Here is a 26,278-nt window from a genome sequence, read left to right as displayed (position 1 = left end):
CCACCATATACGAGACTCATCAGTTCCGGAACAAGAAAGTTCCGGGACTGCTCCGTTCCGGTACCCAGGAGTTCCGCAACCGGGCAGTTCCGGAACATCCCGGGTACTCTTTGCCTCGGGGCGTCGTTGTCCTGACGGGCAACGCGAACGCAGTCCGGACAACGAACCGAGGTGCCACCGAGATGACCACGCCGACGGCGAAGCCGGCCGGGCCGAGCAGGGTCGGTCGCAAGCGCGACCACTCCCGCGACCCGGAGATCCTCGAGGCCGCGCTCGACGTCCTGGCCGAGGTCGGCTACGAGGGCATGACGGTCGACATGGTGGCCACCCGGGCCAAGGCCGGTAAGGCCACGCTCTACCGCCGCTGGCCGTCCAAGGCCGAGCTGGTGATCGACGCGATCGCCTGCATGAAGCAGCATCCGGGCCCGGGCCAGGGCCAGGTGTTCCTGCCGCCGGACACCGGCACGCTGCGCGGCGACCTGGTGGCGATGGTGAAGCCGAAGGCGGTCAGCGACAGCAATCGCCACCTGCGGATCATGCTCGGCGTGGCCTCGATGATCTCCGCCCACCCGGAACTGCTCGAGGCGATCAACGACATCATGCTCCGGCCGCGGGCCAGTGCCTACCAAACGGTGTTCCAGCGGGCGATCGAGCGCGGCGAGATCGAGGACGGGGTGGACGTCGAGCTGATGTCCTCACTCGGCCCGGCCATGGGCATGTTCCGGGCGCTGTACCACCAGAAGGCGCCCTCCCGGGAGAGCATGCTGCGCCTGATCGACCACGTGATCCTGCCCGCGGTGGGGCTCTCAGCGCCGGTGGAGAGTGCGCACGAGTGAGCCCTCGATGTCCTTGGTGAACTTCTTGGCCTGCGCCCGGCCCTCGGCGTCCGCGGTGAACGGCCCGATGTAGACCACGTACCAGCCCTCGTTCATCGGGGCGTAGCGGTCGGACTTCAGCACCGCCGCGTCCAGGCCGGACTGCCGCAGCTTGCGCACCTCGCTCTGCCCCTCGTCCCGGCTGGGGAAGCTGGCCACCTGCACCACCACGAACGGCTGGTCGGCCTCGGGGGTGGGCCGAGGCGCCCAGTCGGTCCGCGGAGTACCCACGCCGACCGCCGCCATCGAAGAGTGCGCCACCAACGCGACCACGATGACGATGGTGGTGAGAACGGCCGCGAGAATCGGCCAGAACACGTCGATCCCCGGGGCCTGGAGCGACCACCGCGAGACGGCGACGGAATCGCCCTCAGCCGCCTGCTCCTGCTCGGCCTCCGGCTGGGAGGCGCTGCTCAACTCCGTCACGATGACCGGAGTCTAGGCGCTACTTCGGCGCGCTCCCTTAAATCCGCCCAGGCCACAGCCTCTCCAGCCTCAAATTCACCAAGAATCACAAGGGCGCTCCGAGCAGGGCCCGCCGATAAGTAGCGGCGGCCAACCAGGCCTTCGCCAGAGCGTCATCGGCCGGACCGGCGAGCCGGCCGAACTCATCCCGTCGGTGCGGATGAGCCGCCTGCAGCAGGTTCTCCAGCAGGGTGGCCGCGGTGGTCAGCTGCTCACTGCGCAGGCGCGCAGCTTCCGACCGGACCTCTTGGGGCACCCCCGGAACGGAAAGCGTGCGCCTGCCTCCGGAGACCACCCGCTCCAGCCGGCGCCGGTACCCGAGCAGCGGATCGGTGACATCACTCACCTGCGGATACTCCGGCACCGGGCCGGAGGGCCGCAGCGAGCGCGCGTTCAGCCGATCGAACCCCAGGTCGGCGTGCCCGTTCAGCACCGCCGGCAGCCGTAGCTCCGCACCACCGACCGAGACCAGCTCCATCGTGCCTGGCACCCCGAGGAATCGAGCCGAGGCGTTGACGTCGTCGGACCGCGGCCGGGCGACCGCCAGGAATCGCAGACCGGCCTTGCCCGCCAGCACCCGCAGGTTGTCCTGCGGCACCGGCCCGGGCGGCGCAACGAGACGAACCCCGGTACCCGCCCGGTCCACCGCCAGGACGGCAGCGCGCTCGTGGCCACAGACCGTGAGATCCAGCAGACGAGGAACGTTCGCCCGGGCAGTACCGGCGTTCACTACACCGAACCGCCTCACGAGCTGCGGTTGCGTCCAGGCGAGCCCTGCCGCACGAACCGCCCCGACCGCGTGACCCGACCCGAGACGTCCATCATTGTTGGCAGTAGCAGCGGTCATGATCATCCCCGCGCGCGACAGTTCCCGGTGCGAAAGCCCGGTCTCCCCGACCGCCACGGCACCGGCCGCCGACCCCGGCACGCGTTCCGCCCCACCCGGCTTGACGTCCGAAACCGACCACAGCCGTCCGTCCGCATCAATCAGCCAGACCACCACCCCCGCGTACCCCGCCGAACTCACCACCGGCTCCATGCACAACCCGGCCAGCCGCAGATCCCCCACACCCTGGTAAACCGTCCGCGCCGTCCCCCGCCACTCCCCCGGATCGCCGCGCCCGCTGATCACGGCATGGGCAACCGACAGCACCTCCAGCAGATCGGCCGTGAGCGACGGCAGCGAGAAGTCCCCGTCATCGGCCTGCGCCGCCCGAATCCCGCTGGCCACCCTGGTCGTCGCCGAGGCCAGCCGATGCAACGCACGCAACCGAGCCTGGTGCACTCCGGCCAGCAGCTGCCCCTGAAGCGCAGCCCCGGCTCCTGCCAGCCCGCAATCGAGCAACTGCCCGGCCGCGTCCCAAACCAGCTGAGCAGCAGCCCGTTCCGCCGGTTTCCAGGGCAGGTTCACCGGACCTGCTCCCCGACCCAGCGCGCCAGCTCCAACGGGCTCAGCGCGGCGACCGGCATGCCGGCCCCCACCAGCTGACTCGCCACCGAGACGCTGTACCGCGCCGCGCCCGTCTCATCCAGGCCGGCGCAACCCAGCACCCGCACCCCCGCATCCACCAGCAGACGCACCTGGGCCAGCAACGGGCCGATCGCCCCGCCCTCCTCGAAGTCGCTCACCACCACGACCATCGTGCGGCTGGGCACCGTGACCAGTTCACGGGCGGCCGCCAGCCCGGTGGCGATCGAAGTTCCGCCGCCGACATCGACTTCCAGCAGCAGTGACAGCGGATCGCTGACCACGCCGGTGAGATCGATGACGTCGGTGGAGAACGCCAGCATATGCGTGGTCAGCGCGGGCACACCGGAAAGCACGGCAGCGGTGATGGCCGACCAGACCGTGGAAGCCTCCATCGAACCGGAGACATCGACCAGCAGGATGACCCGCCAATCGGTGGTGCGTTTGCTCCGGGTCTTGAACACCGGGTGCTCGGGAATCACCGTGAGCGTGCCGTCGGGGCCGTGGCGTACCGTCCGGAGGTTGGCCCGGATGGTGCGGTGCAGGTCGATCGGACCGCCCGGACGACGTGTGGGCCGAGGTGAGGTCAGACTGGTCAGAGCCGGAGTCAGGGTGCGAGCGAGGTCTTGAGTCAGGTCGGCGACCACCTTGGCCACCAGGGGGCGCAACCGAGCCACCGTTCGCTCCGGCAAGGCCCCCACCAGCGAAAGCACACTGGTCAGCAGCTCGACCGAAGGCCTGGCCAGAGCCGGGTCAATCGCCAGGGCGGCATCCACCCGGCCCCCGGACGCAGCGGCGGCCAGCACCTCTTCCCGCACGGTGGCGCCGAACAGGTGAGTGAGCTCTTCGGACCATTCCCGCACGCCCGGATACCCGGATCCGTCTCCGGCACCGGGCCCCCGCAGATCGCCGCCCGCTCCCTCGCCCCGGTCCTGCCCGTAGAGCTCGTCCAACGCCACGCCGTACCGCTTGGCCTGGGCGGGCAACTGCTCCTGTTTCTGACCGAGCACCAGCCGCCAGCGATCGGCCGGAGCAAGGGCGACCGAACTGGCCAGACCGCGTTCCCGCAGAACCTCCAGGGCGTGCGCATCGGCCTGGGCCCAGCGCCCGAGCAACCCCGGATCGGTTGATACGCCCAGGTCGAGCCGATCTTCCAGCCGGGCTTCCACCGCCGTGAGCAACCGGCTGCGGGCGGCCGGGGTGAGCACGTCGAAGCCGCCCCGCACGGCCGGCAACCGCCGAAGGAACAGCGTCTCGGGCATCTGCTCCAACCGGGCCAGCAACGGATCCAGCACGTCGCCACCGGCCTCCAGGAGCGGGCCGGCCACGATGAGCAGGCCGGACAACCGGGCCGTGATCTCACCCGGGGCATCCAGGTCGAGCCACGCCGCCGCCCGGTCACCGAGCTCGGCCGCCTCGTCCAGCCCGAGCAGCACCCGCACCGCCGCTGCGGCCCCACGCATCAGCGGACTGCCCTCACCCGCAAGCCGTTTCAGCGCTGCATCCAGCCGCAGCCCGGCGCCGATCTGGTCGTGGCGGACCACCAGAGCCAGCAGGGCCCGGGCATCGGCCAGATCGGTGGAACCGGCCAGCCCGTCGACCTGGCGAATCGCCGCGGTGTGCACCTCCTCCACGACCGAGCCCAGAGCGCTGATCGGGTGACCGACCATGCCGGGCACGGTACCCTGTTCCAGCCGGCTGAGCAGATCGAGGCCGGTGAGCAGCTCGGGCAGGGTGGCCGTGGTCGGCAACACCCGGATCACATCGTCCAGCCGGTCGGAAGCCAGCGCGGACAGGCCACATTCGGCGGCTGCCAGCAATCCGTCGAGCACCTGCTGGGCGGTACTTCCGCCATCGGCCCGCTCACGTTCCCGCTGACGCCGAAGGGTGCCCTCGGACGCCTGCTCCAGAGTCACGCCGAGCAGACCGGCGACCTCGGTGAGCGCCGCACAGGTGGGCGTCCAGGCGGCGAGCCAGTGCGTGGTCAGGGCCGCCGCCGCGCCAACCCCTTGAACCTCGGCGGCCAGGGCGTAGTAGATCTCGCAGGCCTGAATACGCTGCAGAGTGACCTCGCGGCGGCGGTCCAGCGGACTGCGCAGCGGATCCAGCCGGAGCTCTTTACGCAGCGGCGCATCCGGATTCGGTAACTTCAGCTCCTTGAGCAGGGCCTCCAGCGAAGGCCCGAGCCCCGACCGGGGAGTGCCCGGCGCCAGACGACCCCGACGCTCACCGATCAGCACCTGCTCCATCGCCTGAGCCACCACTCGCCCCCGCCCCAGCGTCTCGCCCTGCGCCAGCACCGTGGTCAGTGCCTCGACGATCTCGCTGCGCCCGGGAGCCGGCAGTCCCCGCAACCGAGCGAGATCCTCGGTCAGCCGGACAACTTCGCGAGCCTCTCCCGGCCCAGCCGGATGCCCGCCTTCCCGGACCGCCGCACAGACCTCCACGGCCACCCGAGCCGCCGCAGCCGAAAGCTTGACCGGATCACCGCCCGCCTTAACCGTCTCCGCCTGCCACCGTGGGTCTCGAATGCCCGCCGGATAGCCAGAACGACTGTCCAGCAACGGATCTGCATAAGGAACCAGGCTGGTGACCACCTGAAGGACCGGCCGCGGCTCGTCCAGCGCCGCGACCCTGTATTCCCGAGCCGGGTCCACCGTTGCAGAATCAATCAACGCCGGAGCATGAAATGCACCGACCAGCAATACGATCCGTGCCTCATGATGCTGCTGCCGATAATCCTGGACGACCGCCCGCATCTGCGCTTCCCGCCGCAGGTCCACCCCGGCAACCCGGCCGTCGGCAGCCTCATCGGCCCGCATCGCCCAACCCACCGCCAGTGCCGCCCGCCGCACCTGCTCCGGAGTGCAGCCCGCAGCCGGCGCCTCGACCACCCGATCCCACAGGTCGTCACCGTCCCGGCCGGTCTGAGCTTTCCGTAGCGCCTGGGAGAAAGGAGAGCCAAAGCTCTTCCGCCTCCTCGGGCCACGCTCGGCCCATCCCGCATCGCCCAAAGGAAGGTCACACGGCACAATCTCCACACCGCGCTGGACCGCCCAGCGGATGGCCACCAGTTCCGGCGAGAAGTCCGCAAACGGGTAGAACGGCAACGGCTCCCCCGACCCGGCCAGCGCCACCGGGGCAACCGTGCGCGGATGCCCCAGCCAAGGCAGCCAATCGGCGAACTGGGGCGGCAACTCGATCAGCAGCGCGTCTGGTTGCAGGGCATCGAGCAGCGCCGGAATCACGGCCGCCAGGGCAGGCGAATGATGCCGCACTCCGATCAGAAAGGGCTGAGCAGAAACCAACTCGGCAACCGCGGCCTGCGGCTCCGGCCAGGAACGAGACATGGCACCCTCAGAGTTCCAGCTGCTCGCGCAGTTCCCAGGCCTGGCGCCACAACTGGCCACCCTGCTCGGCCCGACGCCGCACCGCACCGTCCCAATAGCCCAGCAGGCGCGCAGCGTCGGCCGGGTCGTCCTTACGCACCACCCCGAGCAAGTGCCCCGGCAACAGAGCCAGCGCATCGTGCCCGGCCGGGAAGTACGCCGAGGCCAGGCCCAGCGCCGCGGCCACCGAAACGGCCTCGGCCGTGCTCATCACCGTGGACGGGCGCTCCACCTCCCAGCCCTCGGCCGTGCTCCCGGTGCGCAGGTCGCGGAAGGCGGTGACCAGGACCTCGAGCACCGCATCGTCCACGGCGAAGGGCGCATGGACCCGCTCCAGCACCGCCGCGGCCTGGCGCCGTACCAATGCGGTCTCCAGCTCGATGTCGGCGATCGGGTGTACCTGCTCGAAGTTGAACCGCCGCTTCAACGCGGCCGACATCTCGGAAACCCCGCGGTCGCGCAGGTTGGCGGTGGCGATCAGGCAGAAGCCGGGGGCAGCGGGCACCGCCGAGTCCTCACCGGAGAGCTCCGGAACCGCGATCCGCCGGTCGGACAGGATACTCACGAGCGAGTCCTGCACCTCGGGCAGGCAGCGGGTGACCTCCTCGACCCGCGCCACCGCACCGGCCGACATCGCGCTCATCACCGGTGAAGGAACCAGCGCGCCACGGGTAGGACCCTGGGCCAGCAGCGCCGCATAGTTCCAGCCGTAGCGCAGCTGATCCTCGGTGGTACCGGCGGTGCCCTGCACCACCAGAGCGCTGGTACCGCACACCGCGGCCGAGAGCAGCTCGGACAGCATGGATTTGGCCGTACCCGGTTCCCCGACCAGCAGCAGGCCGCGCTCGCCGGCCAGCGTGACCACGCAGCGCTCGACCAGAGCCCGCTCCCCGACGAACTTTTCCGAGATCGCCAGCTGCGGCGGCACTCCCTCGGGCGCCGCAGTGCCCGCAGGCAACACCAATGGGCGCTCGTCGCTGCCGACCACGAAGGTCACCACGGCCCGCGGGGTGAGCAACCACCCCGGAGGCCGGGCGCCGTCGTCATAAGCGGCCAGGAACTGCAGCTCGGCGGCATACCGGTGCTCCGGCGGATCGACCTGCCGGGGCGCACTGCCCGCCGTCTGGTTCCCAGTCACACAGCGGACGTTATCAACGCCCTCCGACAGTCTTGGGGATCAGACCGCGACCTGGCCGTAGGTGCTCCAGCGGGCCTCCGGGTCACCGCGCCGCAGGCTGTCCACCCGGAAGCGCCACTGCGGCTGCAACCCGGGATTGGCCGCCAGCACCGGCAGCACGCTGGTGACCAGCTGCAGCTCCCGCAGCCGGCGCAGGGTCGGGAAACCCGGCCACGACAGCACGTCGTACCCGTACCCGGCGGCGAACCGGGCGGCCAGGTCGCCGCCGTAGTCGAAGCGCAGCGCCCCGACCGCGATCGGGGTCAGGTCCCACTCCCGCGGCCCCCAGCAGGTGGAGTCGAAATCGCACAGCACCGGCCCGTTCTCACCGACGATCACGTTGCCCAGGAACGAGTCCCCATGGATCAGCCCGGCCGGCAGCAACGGCTCCAGCTCGCTCAGCGCGGCCAGCTCCTCGGCCACCGCATCGGTCTCGGCCTGCAGGAACGCCAGGTCCTCGCGGGGCACCAGACCGGCCGAGGCGATCCGCCGGCGGATCCCGGCCACCGGCCCCCAGCGCACCAGCTCACCGTCGGCCGCGGAGGAGGACTGCACCGGCAACGGCCCGGTGTTCTGCCCCGGCACCGAGGGACGACGCCGGCTGCGCCCCCGCCGGGCCGGAACCACCGGAGCGGCCGGCGCCTCGATCGGCACCGCGTGCACCGCCTTGAGCAGCTCGGCCAGGTCCTCGGGCACCGGATCGCGCACCGGCTGCACGTCGTGCCAGAGCGTGACCTCGTGCCCGCGCACCAGCATCGGCTGGTCGGCCGGCTGAGCCAGTCGCACCGCGGGTACCCCGTGCTGCTCGAGCAACCGGGCGACGTGCACCACCCGCCGGGCCCGGTCACCGACCGCCGCCGAACCGGCGATCCGCACCACCACCCCGGCGTGCGGCAGCCTCAGCACCGCATTGTTGGTGAACTTCAGAACTGTGTGGTCCCGGGGGTCCAGACCGAGGATCCGGCAGGCCGCGGTCACCGTACTGGTGATCTCAGCCGGATCCAGCGCCGGACGATCGAGCCCGGGACTGGACTCGGCCTGACTCACGGCAGCAGTACCTGCTCTATCCGCCGGCCCAGGTCGCGCACCTCGTCGCCGCGCGCTCCCCGGTCCGGGCAGTCCAGGGCCAGCTCCTGCAGCGGAGCCAGCCGGTCGGTCACCCGGCGCGAACGCAACCGGTGGGCCTGGTCCAGGGCCAGCTCGCCGAACTCCAGCGCGGCCTGGCTGTCGTGGGTGAGCAGACAGGCCGTGGCCAGGGCCCCCTGCTCGAAGGCCAGGCTGCGGGCCATCTTGTCGGTGCGCTCGGCCACGCTGCGCTCCAGTGCCTGCCGGGCCGGGGTGGCGTAGACCTCGTTGGTCCGGGCCATGGCCAGCCGGGTCATCCCCTCCAGCGCCATCACGTCCAGCTCGTGGAAGAACTGCACCCACGGCTCGCTGTCGGCGTCCTCGGCCCGGGAGAACTCGTCGGCGGCCCGGTTCAGGTGGGTGATCGCCTGGGCCTCGTCGCCCATCTCGGCGTACGTCCAGGCGATGTTGGCGCACAGCATCGCCACCGTGCGGCGCGAGCCGGAGTCCTGCGCGGCCAGCTGACCCAGCTGGAAGAACCGCAGTGCCTCGCTGACCCGCTTGCGGTGCAGGTAGACCCGCCCGGCCCGGTAGAGCACGTTGGCCGTCAGCGACGGCACCTTGGCCTGCCGGGCGAAGTCCAGAGCGAGCGCGAGGTGGCGCCCGGCCACGTTGTAGAGGCCCACGTCGAACGCGGTCCAGCCGGCCAGATTGTGGACGTCGGCGGCCGCCACCCGCAGTCGGGTCCCGGTGGCCGGGCGGCTGGGCAGATCACAGAGCTTGTCCACCCAGCGGGCGTGCGCCGAGACCGCGTCGCGGCAGGCCCCGCCGCCGAAGCGGTAGTCGAGGTGGCGCAGCTGCGCAGTGACCGCCTCGGCCTGCTCGACGTCTTCCGGGCCGACCTGCCCGGGCAAGGGGGTGGCGGCGGACGGGACGGTGGACCATTCCGAGGACAGCTCACCGGCCGTCCCCACGGTCACTTCCGCCGCGTAGGCCAGCAGCGCGTGTCCCCGGGCGTCGTCCTCGTGGTCGGTGCGGGTCTGGGCCGGCACCAGGTTCTGGTCCAGCCAGGAGGCGGTGTCGTTGTCGTAGGCGAGGCCGAGGTATCCGCGGGGGACGCCGAAGCCGTCGGCCACCCGGCAGAGCACCTCGTACGCCATCACCCGGCGGCCCCGCAGCACCTCGTACACCTCGGACGAGGACATCCCGGTGAGGGCCGCGATGGTGCGCTGCGACGTGCCGTGCTTCTGCAGCAACCGGAACACCGTGCCGAGGTCCCGGGCCGCGAGCGCACGACGCATGTCGAGGCGTTCCCAGACCTCGCCGGCGGGCAGTGGACTTCTTGGCTCCACGTTCATCGCTCGACTCCTGTTTCCCCGTTTTCCCCGTCTTGACCGACGGTAGGGGATCCGTCACGGATTGGCTAACGACTGAAAAAGAATGTAGCCAAGCCGACTAGTCCGACTAGGCAGTCGATGAATACATCCGGTTTGTCCTCTATATCCGATAGATTCACCCTGCCTTGCCGAGCCGCCTAGCCGGGCGAGTCACCGGCGGTAGGCAGCGCGAGGAGGAGAGCCGTTCCACACGACGGCTGTACGCCGCGACGGCCCGGGCGCAATGCTCTTCCAACAGCGCCGGGACGGGTGACAGTCACCCGCCGACACCCTCCACCCGTCCCGGCGCCCGTTCGGCCCGAAAGCGGCGAGTCCACGGGGGCCTCGCCGCTTCGGCGGCCGGGACGAAACATTGCCATCCGGAAGTGCAACCCCAGGGGCCTCACGGCAACGCCGGTGCACCCCGGGAGCAGCTTCCATACCGGGTGACCGATCACCGTTCTGGGTGAATCCTGCGATGACTCTCAGGCAGCTTCCGGAAACCGTGAGTGGAATTCCCTACCACCGGATGAAGAGCACCCCGCCCGTTCGGCCCAGTTTCCGACGGGGCGTAACGGAAGGCGCTCTTTCACCGATAGCGCACCCAGTGACTCTTCGCCATCTCAGATGGCACCGATTGATGGCAGGAGTGACGAACAGCAGTGAGCAATACCGATCAGCAGGTCATGGAGGTCCGGTCATGAGCCAGGTGAGCAGGAGTGCAGGCGCCGTCGGGGGTGTCTCGACCAGTTACAGCCCGATCCGCGAGAGCGCGGTGACGATCAACCTCGAGGCCTGGACGGGGCGCCTCACCTTCGATGCCAAGAACGGCCGCGGCTGGCGGGTGGGCACCGTGGTGGTGGACGTCGACCTGTCCGAGCTGACGATCACCTACGGCACCCGCAAGCGCGCCGTGATCGACCGCGGTGACTTCCGCGACTGGCTGCTGCGCCCGGGTACCCCGCTGCCGGTCGACGACGTGGTGTGGACCAGCGAGGCCGACGGCATCTACATCGTCATCGGCGGCCTGACCTACGCCGTGCCGGACTTCGTGGTGCAGCGGCTCGACAACGTGATCTGAGGGCCGCCGGCCCGTCCGGGCGCCCGCGATCGGTGAGCGGGGCATCTGGACGGGCCGGATCGCCGCTCCCGCGTCAGGATTCATCGCGTGGGAGTGCTGACAGATCCGACCCTGACGACACCCCCGGAGCAGACCCCTGCCGGTCCCGGCTCCGGGCCGAGAACGCCGAGAACGCTGCTCGCCCCGGCCGGCCGCCCCCACGTGGACCGGACGGCCCCGGACGCCGCCGAACGAGTGGCCGAAGCAGTTCGTGAGCAGGCCCGTGGCGTAGACGCGAACGCGCCGGTGCCCCGGCTGTGGCAGACGCTGGCCGCTCTGGGCCGGGCCGACCTGTGTGTGGCCCGGCTGACCGAAGGGCACATCGACGCGGTCCGGATCCTGCGGGAGGCCGGGCGGGAACCGGTGGCCGAGGCGATCTACGGAGTCTGGGCCTCCGCTTCCGGGGGCACCGGGCTGAGGGCCACCGCCGACGAGCAGGGCTGGCGGGTCGAGGGCACGATGCGGTTCTGCTCCGGCGCCTGGTTCCTCGACCGTGCCCTCACCGTGGTCGCCACCGACCAGGGCAAGCTGCTGGTCGACATCGATGTGCAGGACCCGGCGCTCACCCGGCTCGACGACACCTGGCCGGCCCTCGGGATGGACGCCAGCCGCAGCGTGGACATCGAGGTGCGTGATCTCAAGGTGCCCGCCGCGGCCGCCGTCGGCGAGCCCGGTTTCTACCTTGATCGTCCGGGTTTCGCGCTCGGTGGGGCCGGCGTTGCCGCGGTCTGGCTGGGAGGCGCCCACGGCGTCCTCAATGCGGTTCTGGCCACCACTCATCCGGAACGCGCGAGCGCACACCAGCGCGCCCACCTCGGCGCGATGGCTACCGCGATCGCCGCCGCCGACGCGCTGCTCACCCAGCTCGGCCACGAGGCCGGCCAAGCCCGCGAGACCGACGAAGACCCAACTGCGACGGACATGACCGCCGCCCGCACCGCGGTGGAGCAGGCGGTGAACGAGGTGCTCGCCCGCGCGCCCCGGGTCACCGGCCCCAACGGTCTGTGCCGCAACGGCGAGATCGCCCACCGGCTGGCCGATCTGGAGATCTACGTGCGCCAGCACCACGCGGAGGCGGACTACGAGCTGCTCGGCACGCACCTGCTGGAACACGGCACGCTGCTCGGGCGGTCCTTCCGGTGACCGATCAGCTCCCCGCCCCGGTCGAAGTCACCGCCCAAGGCCTGCCGCCGAGTCTGTGGCGCCCCACTCTGGAAGCCGCCCCCGCACCCCGCCTGCTGCCGATCACCGCGGGCTGCCCGGTCACCGTGATCGCTCCTCATCCGGATGACGAATCCCTCGGCGCCGGTGGAGTTCTGCACCGCCTGACCACGGCCGGCTGCACCCCGACGGTGGTGATCGTGACCGACGGCTCAGCCGGCTACCCCGGGGCCACCACCGCCCAGCGCCGCGACCTGATCCGCACCCGACGACGCGAAACCTGGGACGCCATCCGGCATCTGTGCCGAAACGGCGCCCAGCCGGTGTTCTTCGACATCGCCGACGGCGAGGCCACCCAGCACGAGGACGAGGTGACCGAGCGCATCGCCGCTCTCCTGCCCGCCGACGGCCTGGTCCTGGCTCCCTGGCCGGACGATCCGCATCCCGACCATCAGGCCGTGGGCCGGGCCGCCCGCCTGGCCACCGTGCGAGCCGGGGTGGAGCTGTGGCAGTACCCGATCTGGATGCGCCACTCCATCCGGCCCGACGATCCCCGGGTGCTGGCCGCCGACCTCACCGTGGTCTGCCTGTCGGCCGCCGAACGGCAGGCCAAACGCCGGGCGGTCGAGGCACACGTCAGCCAGCTCCACTCGCCCTTCCCGCGTTTCGGCCCGGTTCTGCCCGACCACGTGCTCGAGTTGTTCGCCGACGGCCTGGAACCGTTCTTCCGCCCGCTCCACCCCTGAAGAGTCCCGCATCACGACAAGGAATGGGCCCTTGCCGAAAGAACCACCGGTGACTACCGATTTCGAGCAGCGCTATCAGACGGACATCGACCCCTGGAACTATCGCGACTCGTGGTACGAGCAGCGCAAGTACGCCGTCACCGCAGCCTGCCTGCCCCGCCGCCGGTACCGCCGGGTCTGGGAACCGGCCTGCTCGATCGGGGTTCTCACGCGGCTGCTGGCCACCCGGGCCGAAGAAGTGATCTCCTCCGACCTCAGCCCCACCGCGGTGGCCCAGGCCCGCTCCGGTGACGTTCCCGCCAATGTCGCGTGGAGCGTCCAAAAGCTGCCCGACTCTCCCGCACCCACCGGCGCCGACCTCGTCGTCCTTTCCGAAATACTCTACTATCTCGACGATTCCGATCGCGATCAGACTCTGCACAAGGCCTGGGACGCCCTCGAGAGCCAGGGCGACCTGGTCGTCGTGCACTGGCGGCGGTCGGCCGAGGACACCTATCTGTCCGGGGACGAGACTCATCGGCAGTTGCGCTCCCGGACCGGCTGGCAGCATCTGATCACCCACCAGGACGAGGAATTCGTCCTCGACGTCTTCAGAAAACCATGAAACCACAAGCTTTCACGATCGTGATCCCGGCCAAGGACGAGGCCGGCCTGGTCGGCGACTGCCTGGATTCGGTCCTCGCCGCCACCGCCGCCACCCGTCGGCCGGTAGCCGTCGTCCTGGTCGCCCACCACTGCAGCGATTCCACCGAAAACGTTGCCCGGCAGATTCTCTCGAGAACCCGGGGCCTCACCGAGGGCATGGTGCTCCGGCTGAACGACGGGAACGTGGCCACCGCGCGCTCGGCCGGGGCGATGGCCGGGCTCTACCTGCTCGCCGCTTATGGCATCCCGTTCGAGGAAACTCTGCTGCTGTCCACCGATGCGGACAGCCGGGTGCCGCCCGACTGGATCGAAGGCTACCGGCCGTATTTCGGATCCGGCAGCGCCGCGGTCGCCGGAATGGTTCGGGTGAACGGCTGGGAAAGCAACCACGCCTACCAGAAGATCGTTCACGCCGGCCTGCGCAGCGACGGGCACGACCACGTCTACGCCGCCAATCTGGCCGTGCGTGCCGACGCGTATCTGGACGTGGGCGGCTGGCCGGAACAGGTTCCGGGTGAGGACTCGGCGCTGCTGGCCGCCCTGCGGACGAAGGGCTGGCCGGTCGCCAGCGCACCGGAGGTGGTCGTGAACACCAGCGGCCGCACTGCGCCGCGCGCCGACGGTGGCCTCGGCAGCCTGCTCAGCCGACTGGCCCGGGACGAGCGGCAGAATGCGCTGATTATCCCTCGGCAGGTACTACGCTCCCGCTCATGAAGTTCTCGGGGATCCTGATCAGGGGCTGGTTCGTCGCCGGCGCCGCGGTGACGCTGGCCGCCTGCAGCAGTTCCTCGGAACCGAAGCCCGACCAGGCCGTCCCGAGCCCGATGCCGAGCACCGGCCAGGAGTTGCCCGCCGAGTGCGCGACCGGCACCGACCTGGCGCACGAACTCAGCGATCCGCGGGTCACCCAGGTCGAGGTGGTCGGCGACTGCCACAGCATCGCGGTGAGCACTGCGCTGACCGGGCAGCAGGTGGATCTGGCCCTGCTGGTCTGCGCGTCCGCCGCCGAACTGGCCTACGCCGACCAGGCCGTCACCGCGGTGGACGTGCTCGGCGAGAGCGGGCAGGCGCTGGCCGCGAGTACCCGCGACCAGGCCTGTGCCGCGGCCTGATCCGGCTCAGTAGGTCTGCGCGGGCCGGGCGACCAGGCGCAGATCCGGCCCGGAGCGGGCGATGTCGAGCAGTTCCAGGCGCAGGATGTCGGACATCGTGCCGATCCCGGCGTTCAGCAGACCGCTCTTGCCGGAGCCGAGCAGCGCCGGGGCCACGTAGTTGATCACCCGGTCGACCAGCCGGTCGGCGATGAACGAACCGGCCAGCGTGGGGCCGCCTTCCAGGAAGACCGCCCGGATGCCCTTGCGGTAGAGCACATCCAGTAGGTCCGGAACCGAAAGCCCCTGCGGAGCGCGCGGGATCCGGATCACTTCCACCCCGGAGAGATGACCGGCGGACGCGTCGGGCGCCACCGCGATGATCGTCGGCGCCGAGTTGTCGAGCACCTTGGCGGACGCGGGTGTGCGGGCATTGGTGTCGACCACGACCCGGTAGGGCTGCCCTTTGGTCTGCACCGCGGACAGGTCCAGCCGGGGGTCGTCGTTCCCCCGGACCGCGAGGTTCGGGTCGTCCGCCTGCTGGGTGCCCGAACCCACCACGGTGGCGTCGCAACCGGCCCGCAGCAGATGCACCTCGGCCCGGCTGGCCGCACTGGTGATCCATTGGCTGGTGCCGTCCGCGGCCGCGATCCGGCCGTCCAGCGTGGCGGCGAACTTGTACACCACGAACGGCCGGCCGAGCTCGTTCACCGCCGCCCACTCGTCCCGGCCGACCAGATCCTCGATGGTACGGCCCAGCGTCAGCGTCACTGCGAACCCGCCTGCACGGCCCCGACCAGCGATTCGCCGAACTCGATCACCCGCCGGTCGGCGATGTCCTGGTCGGCCGCCACGTCGGTCATCGCCTGCAGCTCGTCCAGCGTACGCCGCGATCCGGTGTCCACCGCGATCTCCAGCGCCGAGGAACCCACGTCCACCGCCTCGTCGATCCGGCGCAGCATGGCCAGCGCCTTGGACTTGCGGGCCATGTGCAGGCCGCGCTCGCGCCGGTACTCCTGCGGCCACTCGGTCAGGGCCCGCTCGTAGGAGTCCACCGCCTCCTGGGCCCGGCCCAGGGTGATCAGCACGTTCGCCCGCTGCGCGGCGACGTAGCCCTCGGTGCACCACTCGGCCAGCGACCACTGGTCGGCCGGGGCCGCTCCGGGATCCTCCTGCACCAGGTCTAGTGCCTGGTCCATGGCCTGCAGGGCGCCGGTCTCGTCGCCTTCGATGGCCAGCCCGGCGGCCCGCTGCTGAGCCGCCGCCGCGCGGATCCGCGGCGCCGAGCCGGCCCTCCGCTCGGCCGCCTCGCCCAGCCCGATGGCCAGGGAGGACTCCTGCCCGGCGGCCGCCTGCTGGGCCCGGCGCATCAGCGTGTACGCCGCCAGGTCGGTGTTCTCGCTGGCCTGGGCCCATTCCACCGAGCGCCCCGTCCACGCTCCGCTGCGGACCGACTGGCCGGCATCCTCGAACAACCAGCCCTGGAACTCCGCGTAGAGGGTGGCCAGGTCGAACACCCGACGCCTGAGATCCCCCCGAGCGGACCCCAGCATGTCCTGGACGTTCGAGACCTGTTCCCCCACCGTCGCGATCAGGCGGCCCGGGCCCAGCATGGAATCGGAGCGGACCAGTGAGGCCCGCAGCGTGGTGAGCTCGTCGATCACCTGCGCACTGACCGGCAGCGAGGGCCGGACCGAGCCACGTCGGCCCTCCGGCAGCGGCGCCGGGTCGAACTCGGCCTGTTCACCGGTGCCGAGGAAGGCCTGGAACCGGTGCACCGACTCCCGGCTGGCCCGGCTCAGCGCGGTGTCCAGAGCCGCCTGCATCTCCGGCAGCGGCTCGATGTCGGCCCCGCGCGCCTCCCAGTTGCTCACCGTCCGGACCGCGACCCCCAGGTGGTCGGCGAACCCGATGACCGTCATCCGCAGGGCCCGGCGCAGAGCCCGGGTCTCCCGCCCTGTCCAACGCTCGACCGCGATCACACGACACTCCATTTCCGTACGAACCCCTCCGCCTTGTGGGCCGAGCCGGTTCCCGAAATCCCGAATCAGGTTAAGTCGGGTTTGACGGATTCCCCAGGGTCATTGCATTGCCGTTGCCATATCCGTCACCGCGCGTAACTGACGGTTACCTAGGCGGACGTTTGAGGCAGGTGGGGACGGAGCGTGAATACCCCTGGTGACCTGCTGTGAGGCGAATCACCCCAGGTCAGTGCGGGGCCACGGATCGCGTCAAGAAGCTGTCGGGATCTTTGCAAGACTTATCAAGAAACTGTCAACGCATCTGCCCTTCCTCTTCGAGCAGAGGTGTGCTGTTCCGGGCCCGGAACACTGCTGGGGTGGAGACATTGGTCGAGGGGCGAGGCTGAGCGCGATGGCTGGTCAGCTGCGGGTGCACCTGGGTGCCGCCCCCGGGGTGGGCAAGACGTACAAGATGCTCGAGGAGGGGCATCGGCGCCGTGAGCGGGGGACCGACGTGGTGGTCGGGTACGTGGAGACTCATGGCCGGGAGCAGACCGAGGCGATGATCGGTGATCTCGAGGTGCTCCCGCGGCGGACCGTTCACTATCGGGGTGCCACGTTCACGGAGATGGATGTGGATGCGGTGCTGGCCCGGGGCGCGGAGGTGGTGCTGGTCGACGAGCTGGCCCACAGCAATGTCCCGACCTCCCGCAACGCGAAGCGCTGGCAGGACATCGAGGAACTGCTGGACGCCGGGATGACGGTGCTGACCACGGTGAACGTGCAGCATCTGGAGTCGATCAACGACATCGTGCGGCAGATCACCGGAGTGCCGCAGCGGGAGACAGTGCCGGACGAGGTGGTGCGCCGGGCCGAGGCGATCGAGTTGGTGGACATGGCGCCGGAGGCGATCCGGCGGCGGATGGCGCACGGCAACATCTACCGGCCGGAGAAGATCGACGCGGCTCTCGGCAACTATTTCCGGGTCGGGAACCTGACCGCGCTGCGCGAGCTGGCCCTGCTCTGGCTGGCCGACAAGGTCGACGACGAACTCGAGGACTACCGCTCCTCGCACAACATCTCCGACACCTGGGAAGCCCGCAAGCGCGTGGTGGTGGCCCTCACCGGCGGGCCCGAAGGCGAGACGCTGATCCGCCGGGCCGCCCGTTCCCGCGGGGCCGAACTCCTGGCCGTGCACGTGGCCCGCAACGACGGCCTCAGTGGTGGCAGCCATGCCCACCTGGTGGCTCAGCGCACCCTGATCGAGGACCTGGGTGGCACCTACCACCAGGTCGTCGGCAACGACATCCCCAAGGCCCTGCTCGCCTTCGCCCGCGGCGTCAACGCCACCGAACTCGTCCTCGGGGTCTCCCGCCGCGGCCGACTGCAGTCGCTGTTCTCCCCCGGCGTCGGCGTGACCACCACCAACGGCGCCGGCAGCATGGACGTCCACCTGGTCACCCACGGCCAGGTACGCAAGGGCCGGGCGCTGCCGCACCGGGCCAGCGCGCTGAGCCGCAATCGGCGGCTCGCCGGTTTCCTGCTGGCCACCCTCGGCCTGGGCGCGCTCACCGGGCTGCTGATCCGGTTGCGCGAGCAGGTCTCGCTGGACAGCGACGTGCTGCTCTACCTGGCCGCGGTGGTGCTGGTGGCGCTGGTCGGCGGGCTCTGGCCGGCCCTGGTCGCGGTTCTGCTGGGCACCTTCATGCTGAACTTCTTCTTCACCCCGCCCTTTCACGGGGTGGCGATCGCGTCCGGGGAGAACGTGCTCGCCCTGGCGGTGTTCCTGGTGGTGGCGATCGCGGTGAGCGCCACCGTCGACCGCGCGGCCCGGCGCACCCGGGAGGCGGCCAGCGCCCAGGCCGAGGCCGAGACGCTCTCCACCCTGGCCGGCAACGTGCTGCGCGGGGCCGAGCCGCTGCCCGCCCTGCTGGACCAGCTGCTCGAGACCTTCGGCTTCAACGGCGCCACGCTGCTGCACCGGCGCCCGGACGCCGCGCCCAGCCCGGACATTCAGCACGACGCCGAGGCCTGGGAAGTGGTGGCCTCGGTCGGGAAGTCGCTGAGCACCCCCGGTGAGGGGGACGCCGAGGTGCTGGTCGACGAGCAGGTCTCGCTGGTGCTGTGCGGGCACCCGCTGGCGGCCGAGGACCGGCGGGTGGTGCAGGCGTTCGCCAACCAGGCGGTGGTGGCGATGCGCCAGCAGCAGCTCAGCGAACAGGCCGCGGCGGCCGGGCCGCTGGCCGAGGTCGACCGGATGCGCACCGCCCTGCTCTCGGCCGTCAGTCACGACCTGCGCACCCCGCTCGCCTCGGCCAAGGCGGCGATCGGCGGGCTGCGCGCGCCCGGGGTCGAGTTCAGCGCCGACGACCAGGCCGAACTGCTCGCCAGCGTGGAGGAGTCGCTGGACCGGCTGACCCGGCTGGTCGACAACCTGCTGGACATGAGCCGGCTGCAGGCCGGCGCGCTGGCCATGCACCCGCAGCCGACCAGCATCGCCGAGACGGTGGCGATGGCCCTGGACGAGATCGGCCCGCCCGGCCGTGAGATCGAGGTGCACCTGCCGGAGGAGTTCCTGGAGGTGACCGGCGACCCGGTGCTGATCGAGCGGGTGCTGGTGAACCTGCTGCGCAACGCCCTGCGCTACTCCCCGCCCGGCCGCCCGCCGATGATCGTGGTGAGCGCCCACGCCGGGAAGGTGGAGACCAGGGTGATCGACCGTGGGCCGGGGATCCCGGCCGAGATGTGGGACGACGTGTTCCTGCCGTTCCAGCGCTTCGGCGACCGGGACAACGGCACCGGCGTCGGTCTCGGGCTGGCGTTGTCCCGAGGGCTGACCGAGGCGATGGGCGGCAGCCTCACCCCCGACACCACGCCCGGCGGCGGGCTGACCATGATCATGAGCCTGGTGCAGGTGGAGCTGGCATGACCAAGATCCTGGTGGTGGACGACGAGCCGCAGATGATCCGGGTGCTGCGGATCAACCTGCTGGCCCGGCAGTACGAGGTGGTGACGGCCGGCGGCGGGCAGGCCGCGCTGGAGGCCGCCCGGCAGGACCACCCGGACATCGTGGTGCTCGACCTCGGCCTGCCCGACCTGGACGGAGTGGAGGTGATCCGGCGACTACGGACCTGGACCAAGGTTCCGGTGATCGTGCTGTCCGGCCGGTCCGACAGCCACGACAAGGTGCACGCGCTGGACGCCGGCGCCGACGACTACGTGACCAAGCCGTTCAGCGTGGACGAGCTGCTGGCCCGGATCCGGGTGGTGGCCCGGCGCCAGGGCAGCGCCGACGCCCCGGCCGACGTGCTGATCGGCCGGTTCCGGATCGATCTGGCCAACCGCGCGATCACCCCCGACGAGGTGCACCTGACCAAGACCGAGTGGCAGCTGCTGGCCGCCGTGGTGGCCGAGCCGGGCAAGCTGCTCAGCCAGCGTTACCTGCTGGAACAGGTCTGGGGCCCGACCTACCGGGCCGAGACCCAGAACGTCCGGCAGTACATGGCCCAGCTGCGGCGCAAGCTGGAGACCGACCCGACCCGGCCCGCACACCTGATCACCGAGCCGGGGATGGGCTACCGGTTCCAGCCCTGAGTGCGGGTTAGGACTTCCTGACCATCGGGCGTTCAGCGGAGCTGGCTACCATGCGGCAATGCATGCGGGTGGATCCGGGCAGGACGACAGGACCGGATACGACGTTGTCGTGGTGGGCGCGGGCCCGGCCGGCAGCAGTGCGGCGGCCGCGGCGGCCCGGCTGGGGGCGCGCACGCTGATCGTGGACCGCGCCCGCTTCCCGCGTTACAAGACCTGCGGCGGGGGTCTGATCGGGGGCAGCCTGGCCGAGCTCGCCGATCTGGACGTGCCGGTGCGGCAGGAGATCGTCAAGGCCTCGTTCACCGCCCAGGGCCAGAAACCGGCGGCCCGGGCCGCCCGGTCGCGGATGCTGAGCCTGGTCGAGCGCAGCGAGTTCGACGCCGCCCTGCTGGATCACGCCGCCTCGCTGGGGGTCGAGATCCGCTCCGGGGTGACCGTGACGGCGGTGACCGAGGACGCCTACGGTGCGCTGCTGTCCAGCTCGGACGGACCGATCCGGGCGCGCTACGTGGTCGGCGCCGACGGCAGTGCCAGCCGGATCGCGCGGCACGTGGGGGTGTCGCTGGAGCAGGTCGACCTCGGCCTGGAGTACGAGCTCAAGGCCTCCGAGGAGCAGCGGCGCACCTGGGCGGGACGGGTGCACATGGACTGGGGCCCGATTCCGGGTTCGTACGGCTGGGTCTTCCCCAAGGGCGCGAGCATCACCGTGGGCGTGATCTCCCGGCGCGGCACCGCCGACGAAGCCCGTTCCTATCTGAAGACTTTCGTGGAGCAGCAGGGGCTCGGCGATGCCGAGGTGACCCACGAGTCCGGTCACCTGACCCGCTGCCGCACCCCCGACTCACCGCTCGGGCAGGGCCGCGTACTGGTCGCCGGGGACGCCGCCGGCCTGCTGGAACCCTGGACGCGAGAAGGCATTTCCTATGCCCTGCGCTCCGGCCGGATCGCCGGCGAGTGCGCCGCCAAGGCGGCCGGCCCGAACGGGATGCCGCCCAGCATGGGCGGTCTCAGCCGGGTGGTGCGCGACTACACCATGCGGATCTCGCAGGAACTGGGACCGGAGATGGACGCGGGGCGGGTGTTCCTGCGCGCCTTCGAGCGACACCCGTCGGTCATGCACGCCCTGCTGACCCGGACGCCCCTGGGCTGGCGCGAGTTCCAGCGCCTGGGCCGGGGACAGACCAACGTCGCCCGGGTCCTGCGGTTCGCCCCCGCCCGGTGGCTGATGCGCGGCCTCAGCGGCCTACCGGTGCCGCGGCCGGCCTCAACCTGAACACCGGCTCGCTTCAACCGGGAACACCTGACCGGGCTTGAGTGCCACTGAACGCGCCTGAACTGCACTGAACTGCCTTACCCCGGGCCAGGACTCAAGAGGACATCAGCGCTGTCCCCTTCTGCGACGTACCAACGATGTCTCGTAACGCACTGCGACTGGCAGGATCTCCGCTCGGCAGCCACCTCCGCCGGGTGCCCCATCGACCGGCGGGACCGCGGTGACGGACAGCTTCGAGCCCCACCGCGGCCCCGCCAACCAAGTCGCCGCCCGCACTCGGCCGTACGGACGACACGCCTGCTCATCAAGGCTTTGCCGGACTACTCACGAGGAACCCGGTAGGAATTTCCCTGGACGGACGGTCAGAGAAATCTCCCCCGCGCAGACCGTTTCGACAAAAGGGCCGAATTCGGACTTACCCTTTTGTACAGGGTTGCATATTGTGATGACAGCAGCATGCCTCGCCGGACCGCCTGGCCCGCTGCGACTGGACCTTTGATGGGAGGCCAGCCATGCCACAGCCGTTGCGCGACCTCGATCCCGACGCCTCCCGGCTCGCCCGGTTCGGCGCCCGTCTGCGCGCCTACCGCACCCAGGCCGGGATCGCCCAGTCCCAACTCGGCCGCCAGGTGCACGTCAGCGGCACGCTGATCGCCAAGATGGAGCGGGCCGAGCGCCGCCCGCAGCCCGACGTCGCGCGCCGGCTCGACGAGGTTCTGGGGGCCGGTGGGGAACTGGTCCGGCTGGCCACCGCCGCCCTGGAGTTCGACCTGGCCGAGCGGCGGATCGAAGCCCGGCCCCGGCGGCTGGATTCCGGGCTCGGCCTGGTCACCGCGGACGGCCCGGGGATCAGCGCCCTGCACCGGCTGGCCGACCTGTACGACCTGCCCGACGACGGCCCGGTGCGCGGTCTGACCGAACTACGGCTGGCCACCGCCGATCTCATCGACGAGCGCCTGAATTCCGAGTACCGGCAGCTGCTCTCGACCCTGCCCGACCTGATTCCCGAGCTCACCCGCGCACTGCTGGAGGAACGCACCGACGAGCAGCGCCAGGAGCTGGCCCGGATGCTGGTGCAGGCCTGGCGGGCCGCCGACGCGGTGGCCGCCAAGCTGGGCCTGCACGACCTGTCCGGGCGGCTGATCCACATCATGGGCTGGGCCGCCGCCCAGACCGGCGAGCCGTTCAGCGTGGCCGCCACCTCCTACGTCCGGGCCGAGTCGTTCTTCCTGGGCCGCGAGCCGCGGGCCGGGCGGATCATGCTGGAGCGGGCCGCCGACGCGGTCAAGGCCCGCCCGCACGGGCGCCCGCACGAGATGCTGGCGCAGTACGGCGCCCTGCACATGCGCGCCGCCATCGCCGCCGCCCGGGCCGGGCTCACCCAGCAGGCCTGGGACCACCTGGACGAGGCCAAGGACACCGCCGCGCAGGTGCGCGAGGGGATCTGGGCCGGAACCGCGTTCGGCCCGGAGTCGGTCCGGATCCACGAGGTCTCCACCGCGGTGGAGCTCGACGCCCCGCAGATCGCCCTGGCCACGGCCCACAACTGGGCCCCGCCGCCGACGCTGCCGGCCGAGCGCCGCTCGCACTTCTACGTCGACCTGGCCCGGGCCCAGTTCGCGATCGGCCGGCACGACGACGTCCTGGAGACGCTCCGCTCGGCCCAGCGGATCGCCCCGCAGAACGTCCGCGTGGACCCGGACGTGCACAGCACCCTCACCGCCTTGGCCGGGACCAGCTCGGTCCGGGCCGCGGCGGTGGAGGGCTTCACCCGTGAGGTACTGGCTCCGGCCCGGCCGGTTTCCGCGGCCCCAGCAGGGCCGGCAGTTCCCGCAGCGACTCGACCACCCAGTCCGCCGTCTGCTTGACCTCCTCGTCGTCGGCCCACAGGTGCCCCCACGGGCCCCGGCGCACCAGGGCGGCGTGAAAGCCCTGGTCCCGGGCCGGCAGCACGTCGAAGTCGCGGTGGTCGCCGACGTAGAGGATCTCCTCGCGCGCGCCCGGCGCCCAGTCCGCCAGCCAGTCGAAGTAGGCGGCCGACGGCTTGATCAGCCCCAGGTCGCCGGAGACCATCACCGCGTCGGCCGGCAGGTCCAGCGCGCGCAGCAGATCACCCGCGCGGGCCGACTGATTGCCCGAGATCCCGACCCAGTACCCGGCCTCCCGCAGTGCCCGCAGGACCGGGCGCACGTCCGGGTACAGGTCGCTCTCGCTGATGTGCTCACCGCAACCGGCGTCTTCCCGGCGCTGTCGTTCCGTGGGGATGTCGAACCCGGGCCGGAAGTACTGGAACGTCTCGCCGTTGTCGCGACCGGTCATCACCACGGCGCCCATCACCGCGGAGAAGGTGTGCCGGGGCACCCCGATCCAGTCCGCCCACCGGCCCCACTCCGACGTGTCGTCCAGAAGCGTCTCGCCTACGTCGAACACGACCGAACGGATCATGCGTCTCGCGCCTCCCTGCTGCGTCGCACCGGTGCAGCCGCTGCGCTGCATCTGCCTGGTGCTGATTCTCCGATCAGGTGGACCAGCATCACCCGTCGACAAAGGTGCAATGAGGACATTAAGGCTGTCCTCATCGAACGGATGACTACGGCCATCGTCCGTATGACCCTGGTGGTGTGGCCAAGCAAACGGGGGTTGGCCACCCTAGATCGGCGAGGCCAGCGGTTGGGGACCATCACCCATCGCTGGTCTCGCCCTCCCAGGGAATCTCGGGCCGGCGCGAGATCCCCTGGTTTCGTTGTTTGGGGGCTTCGGCAGGGGGTAGGGGTAGGGATGGGTGCGGAGATGGAGATGCGGGCCGATCTGCTCCGGCGGGATCTGCTCCAGCGGGGGCTGGTTCTGCTCGACGTCAGTGAGGACATGATCGAACCGGACGTCCTGGTGGTCTACCTGCACTCCGGGGCCGGTCAGTGGAAGGACGGCACGGCCAGCCGGATGATCCGCGCGCTGCCCGACATCGTCTCGGTGGTCCCCAGCGAGCAGTCCCCCGCCATTCTCCGGGTCCGGGTGGCGCCACGCCGGCGTTCCCGGGGTGGACTGCACCGCTCGGACCGCTGGGTGGACTGGGTGGATCACGGGCACGGACCGCGCACGGGACGCCGGCGCCACTAGTTCAGGGTGCGCCGACGATCAGAGCCCACAACTGGAGACGTTTCTGGGCGGCCGACGCGGTCCGGTCCACCTGGGCGGCCGAGAACGGCGAGCAACAGCAGCGCGAGCACGAAGAAGCCGCTCATCAGCGCAGCCATCGGCAGCAGCGTCCCGTAGCCGATCAGCCCGGTCAGCGGCGTCACCGCCGCCCCGCAGAAGAACACCAGCCCACCCATCAGCGCGGCCGCGGTGCCCCGGGAACGGTCACCGGCTTCCTGCCCCAGCGCCGTGGCCGCCGGAATGGTGAAGCCCATCCCGCCGACCAGCACGGTGAGCAGGACCCAGATCACCGCCAGCGGCGGGGCCTGCCCGTCCACCCGCTCGTACAGGGCGCAACCCAGCACCCCGGCCGCGGCCGCCGCCGAGAGGCTCATCCCGAGCAGGCGCAGCCGTTGTGAGGAGACCCGCCCGACCAGGGCGCGGAAGACCAGCGTGGCGGCCGCCATCGCGCAGGCGTTGACCGCGAACACCGTGGCGTAGGTGCCCTCGGAGATGCCGTACACCTCTTGCAGCACGAACGACGAGCCCCCGATGTAGGTGAAGAAGCCGCCGGTGACCACGCACTGCAGCACGACGTGGCGCATGAACGACCAGTCGCTTCCCAGGTCGCCCATCCGGCGGACGGTCGCCCCCAAGCCGCTGCCGTGCCGCTCGGAGGCCGGCAACGTCTCGGGGATGCCGAGCAGCACGCTGAGCACCATGAGCACACCGAAGCCGGTGAGCACGAAGAAGATGGTGCGCCAGTCCCCCACCGCCAGCACCGCGCCGCCGGCCGCCGGGGCCAGCACCGGGCCGAGGAAGACGATGGCCGCCAGAGTGCCGTACCGCCGGGCCGCCTCGGCCGGTGGATAGGCGTCGCCGACCACCGCGCGGCCGATGGCGATGCCGGCGCCCGCCGCCAGCCCCTGCAGCAGGCGCATGGCGACGAGCAGCGGGCCCGAGGGCGAGAGCGCGCACAGCAGCGAGGTGACGGTGAAGACGATCGCTCCGCCGAGCAGCAGCCCGCGCCGGCCCCGGCCGTCGCTGACCGGCCCGAACAGGATCTGCCCGGCCGCCATCCCGACGATGAACGCGGTCAGGGTGAGCTGGGCCACGGCCGCGGTGGTGTCGAGCGAGGTCTGCAGGGCCGGCAGCGCGGCGACGTAGGAGTCGGTGGCGATCGGGCCCACCCCGGTGACGATCACCAGGGCGGCGGTGGAAGGTGCGACGCTAGTGCGGAGGCGGGCTGGGAGTGACGGCACCATTGCGAAATTACCCGCTGCCGCCGAGCTTCGCAGGATGCATCGGGGGTTCACCGGTGGAACATCGTCGCCCAGGGCCGTTACCCGGATTCTGGTCACATGCCCCATCCCCCTGCTGTCGGCCTGTTCCGGGCCGCCCCCGGCGCGTCCGACCAGCAACGCCGCCGGGCCCGGATCGAGATCGCGTTGTGCGCCGGCGCCGAGGGGTACGCCCTGCTGGAGACCTTCGACCTGGCCGACAGCCTGCGTGACGAGGACGAGACCCTGCAGGCGGTACGGGCGCTGGGCAACAAGCACGGCCTGCACGCGCTGATCGTGGCCGGCCCGCTGGAGCGCACCCGGATCGACGAGCTGGCCGACGAGCTGCAGTTGATCACCGTGCGGGTGCCCAGTTCCCGCCTCTGAGCTCCGCCTTCTGGTCACAGGACCGTAACTGCGGAGCACCAGCCGGTAGCAGCGCCGCTTCTGCGGTTAT

General features: G+C 70.9%; 23 protein-coding genes. 13 read left to right on the top strand and 10 right to left on the bottom strand.

Features of this window, described 5'->3' with window-relative positions; genetic code table 11:
- Positions 1–182 precede the first annotated feature (182 nt).
- Positions 183–836, top strand: coding sequence for a TetR/AcrR family transcriptional regulator (locus LR394_RS04335; protein ID WP_231439039.1), 654 nt, complete (start codon positions 183–185; stop codon positions 834–836).
- Here LR394_RS04335 and LR394_RS04330 read toward each other — a convergent pair.
- The 6 genes from LR394_RS04330 to LR394_RS04305 all read right to left on the bottom strand — a co-directional run bounded on the left by LR394_RS04330 (position 807) and on the right by LR394_RS04305 (position 9,797).
- Positions 807–1,301, bottom strand: a complete 495-nt coding sequence (locus tag LR394_RS04330) for an SPOR domain-containing protein (protein ID WP_231439038.1) — start codon at positions 1,299–1,301, stop codon at positions 807–809. The two genes, LR394_RS04335 and LR394_RS04330, sit on opposite strands and share 30 nt — an antisense overlap.
- A gap of 85 nt (positions 1,302–1,386) precedes the next feature.
- A complete protein-coding gene (locus LR394_RS04325; protein ID WP_231439037.1) occupies positions 1,387–2,751 on the bottom strand; it encodes a hypothetical protein in 1,365 nt (454 codons plus the stop codon).
- Positions 2,748–6,158, bottom strand: coding sequence for a DUF5682 family protein (locus LR394_RS04320; protein ID WP_231439036.1), 3,411 nt, complete (start codon positions 6,156–6,158; stop codon positions 2,748–2,750). The genes LR394_RS04325 and LR394_RS04320 overlap by 4 nt, the downstream gene beginning before the upstream one ends.
- A gap of 7 nt (positions 6,159–6,165) precedes the next feature.
- Positions 6,166–7,335, bottom strand: a complete 1,170-nt coding sequence (locus LR394_RS04315; RefSeq protein WP_231439035.1) for an ATP-binding protein — start codon at positions 7,333–7,335, stop codon at positions 6,166–6,168.
- A 39-nt stretch (positions 7,336–7,374) separates the two neighbouring features.
- Positions 7,375–8,421: an aminoglycoside phosphotransferase family protein gene (locus LR394_RS04310; RefSeq protein ID WP_231439034.1), complete on the bottom strand. Its 1,047-nt coding sequence runs from the start codon at positions 8,419–8,421 to the stop codon at positions 7,375–7,377.
- Complete coding sequence (locus LR394_RS04305) at positions 8,418–9,797, bottom strand: helix-turn-helix transcriptional regulator (protein WP_231439033.1); 1,380 nt, start codon at positions 9,795–9,797, stop codon at positions 8,418–8,420. Before LR394_RS04305 ends, LR394_RS04310 begins: the two co-directional genes overlap by 4 nt.
- A 718-nt stretch (positions 9,798–10,515) precedes the next feature.
- On the opposite strand from LR394_RS04305, the gene LR394_RS04300 reads away from it, so the two are divergent.
- The 6 genes from LR394_RS04300 to LR394_RS04275 all read left to right on the top strand — a co-directional run bounded on the left by LR394_RS04300 (position 10,516) and on the right by LR394_RS04275 (position 14,599).
- Positions 10,516–10,896, top strand: coding sequence for a hypothetical protein (locus tag LR394_RS04300; RefSeq protein ID WP_231439032.1), 381 nt, complete (start codon positions 10,516–10,518; stop codon positions 10,894–10,896).
- Between the two features lie 87 nt (positions 10,897–10,983).
- Positions 10,984–12,078, top strand: coding sequence for an acyl-CoA dehydrogenase family protein (locus LR394_RS04295; RefSeq protein WP_231439031.1), 1,095 nt, complete (start codon positions 10,984–10,986; stop codon positions 12,076–12,078).
- Positions 12,075–12,842 carry a PIG-L deacetylase family protein gene (locus tag LR394_RS04290; protein ID WP_231439030.1) on the top strand — a complete coding sequence of 256 codons (768 nt, stop codon included), beginning with the start codon at positions 12,075–12,077 and terminating at the stop codon, positions 12,840–12,842. The genes LR394_RS04295 and LR394_RS04290 overlap by 4 nt, the downstream gene beginning before the upstream one ends.
- 49 nt (positions 12,843–12,891) lie before the next feature.
- Entirely contained in the window at positions 12,892–13,446 is a 555-nt protein-coding gene (locus LR394_RS04285) for a class I SAM-dependent DNA methyltransferase (protein WP_231439029.1), read from the top strand.
- Positions 13,443–14,201, top strand: a complete 759-nt coding sequence (locus LR394_RS04280; protein ID WP_231439028.1) for a glycosyltransferase — start codon at positions 13,443–13,445, stop codon at positions 14,199–14,201. Before LR394_RS04285 ends, LR394_RS04280 begins: the two co-directional genes overlap by 4 nt.
- On the top strand, positions 14,198–14,599 hold the full coding sequence (locus LR394_RS04275; RefSeq protein ID WP_231439027.1) for a hypothetical protein: 402 nt from the start codon (positions 14,198–14,200) through the stop codon (positions 14,597–14,599). The genes LR394_RS04280 and LR394_RS04275 overlap by 4 nt, the downstream gene beginning before the upstream one ends.
- 6 nt (positions 14,600–14,605) lie before the next feature.
- On the opposite strand, the gene LR394_RS04270 is transcribed toward LR394_RS04275, so the two are convergent.
- Both LR394_RS04270 and LR394_RS04265 read right to left on the bottom strand, forming a co-directional pair.
- Entirely contained in the window at positions 14,606–15,349 is a 744-nt protein-coding gene (locus tag LR394_RS04270) for a RibD family protein (protein WP_231439026.1), read from the bottom strand.
- Positions 15,346–16,560 carry a helix-turn-helix domain-containing protein gene (locus LR394_RS04265; RefSeq protein ID WP_231439025.1) on the bottom strand — a complete coding sequence of 405 codons (1,215 nt, stop codon included), beginning with the start codon at positions 16,558–16,560 and terminating at the stop codon, positions 15,346–15,348. The genes LR394_RS04270 and LR394_RS04265 overlap by 4 nt, the downstream gene beginning before the upstream one ends.
- A gap of 391 nt (positions 16,561–16,951) precedes the next feature.
- On the opposite strand from LR394_RS04265, the gene LR394_RS04260 reads away from it, so the two are divergent.
- The 4 genes from LR394_RS04260 (at position 16,952) to LR394_RS04245 (ending at position 23,274) form a co-directional block, all read left to right on the top strand.
- Positions 16,952–19,468, top strand: coding sequence for a sensor histidine kinase (locus LR394_RS04260; RefSeq protein ID WP_231439024.1), 2,517 nt, complete (start codon positions 16,952–16,954; stop codon positions 19,466–19,468).
- Positions 19,465–20,133, top strand: coding sequence for a response regulator (locus tag LR394_RS04255; RefSeq protein WP_231439023.1), 669 nt, complete (start codon positions 19,465–19,467; stop codon positions 20,131–20,133). The genes LR394_RS04260 and LR394_RS04255 overlap by 4 nt, the downstream gene beginning before the upstream one ends.
- A gap of 58 nt (positions 20,134–20,191) precedes the next feature.
- Entirely contained in the window at positions 20,192–21,406 is a 1,215-nt protein-coding gene (locus tag LR394_RS04250; RefSeq protein WP_231439022.1) for a geranylgeranyl reductase family protein, read from the top strand.
- A 512-nt stretch (positions 21,407–21,918) separates the two neighbouring features.
- Positions 21,919–23,274, top strand: coding sequence for a helix-turn-helix domain-containing protein (locus LR394_RS04245; protein WP_231439021.1), 1,356 nt, complete (start codon positions 21,919–21,921; stop codon positions 23,272–23,274).
- Here LR394_RS04245 and LR394_RS04240 read toward each other — a convergent pair.
- Positions 23,174–23,851 carry an HAD family hydrolase gene (locus tag LR394_RS04240; RefSeq protein WP_231439020.1) on the bottom strand — a complete coding sequence of 226 codons (678 nt, stop codon included), beginning with the start codon at positions 23,849–23,851 and terminating at the stop codon, positions 23,174–23,176. The two genes, LR394_RS04245 and LR394_RS04240, sit on opposite strands and share 101 nt — an antisense overlap.
- 333 nt (positions 23,852–24,184) lie before the next feature.
- Between LR394_RS04240 and LR394_RS04235 the strand changes: the two genes are divergently transcribed.
- Positions 24,185–24,523, top strand: a complete 339-nt coding sequence (locus LR394_RS04235) for a hypothetical protein (RefSeq protein WP_231439019.1) — start codon at positions 24,185–24,187, stop codon at positions 24,521–24,523.
- Here LR394_RS04235 and LR394_RS04230 read toward each other — a convergent pair.
- Positions 24,520–25,803, bottom strand: coding sequence for a multidrug effflux MFS transporter (locus LR394_RS04230; RefSeq protein ID WP_231439018.1), 1,284 nt, complete (start codon positions 25,801–25,803; stop codon positions 24,520–24,522). The genes LR394_RS04235 and LR394_RS04230 overlap by 4 nt on opposite strands.
- 99 nt (positions 25,804–25,902) lie before the next feature.
- Here LR394_RS04230 and LR394_RS04225 point away from each other — a divergent pair, with 99 nt between their 5' ends.
- The gene (locus tag LR394_RS04225) at positions 25,903–26,208 is read left to right on the top strand and encodes a hypothetical protein (RefSeq protein ID WP_231439017.1); all 306 of its coding nucleotides are present in this window, start codon (positions 25,903–25,905) and stop codon (positions 26,206–26,208) included.
- The last annotated feature ends 70 nt before the right edge of the window (positions 26,209–26,278 follow it).

It is taken from the genome of Kineosporia babensis (genome assembly GCF_021129305.1).
Taxonomy (GTDB): Bacteria; Actinomycetota; Actinomycetes; order Actinomycetales; family Kineosporiaceae; genus Kineosporia; species Kineosporia babensis.
The sequence above is the reverse complement of the archived record's forward strand: the minus strand, read 5'-3'. Positions and strand labels throughout refer to the sequence as shown.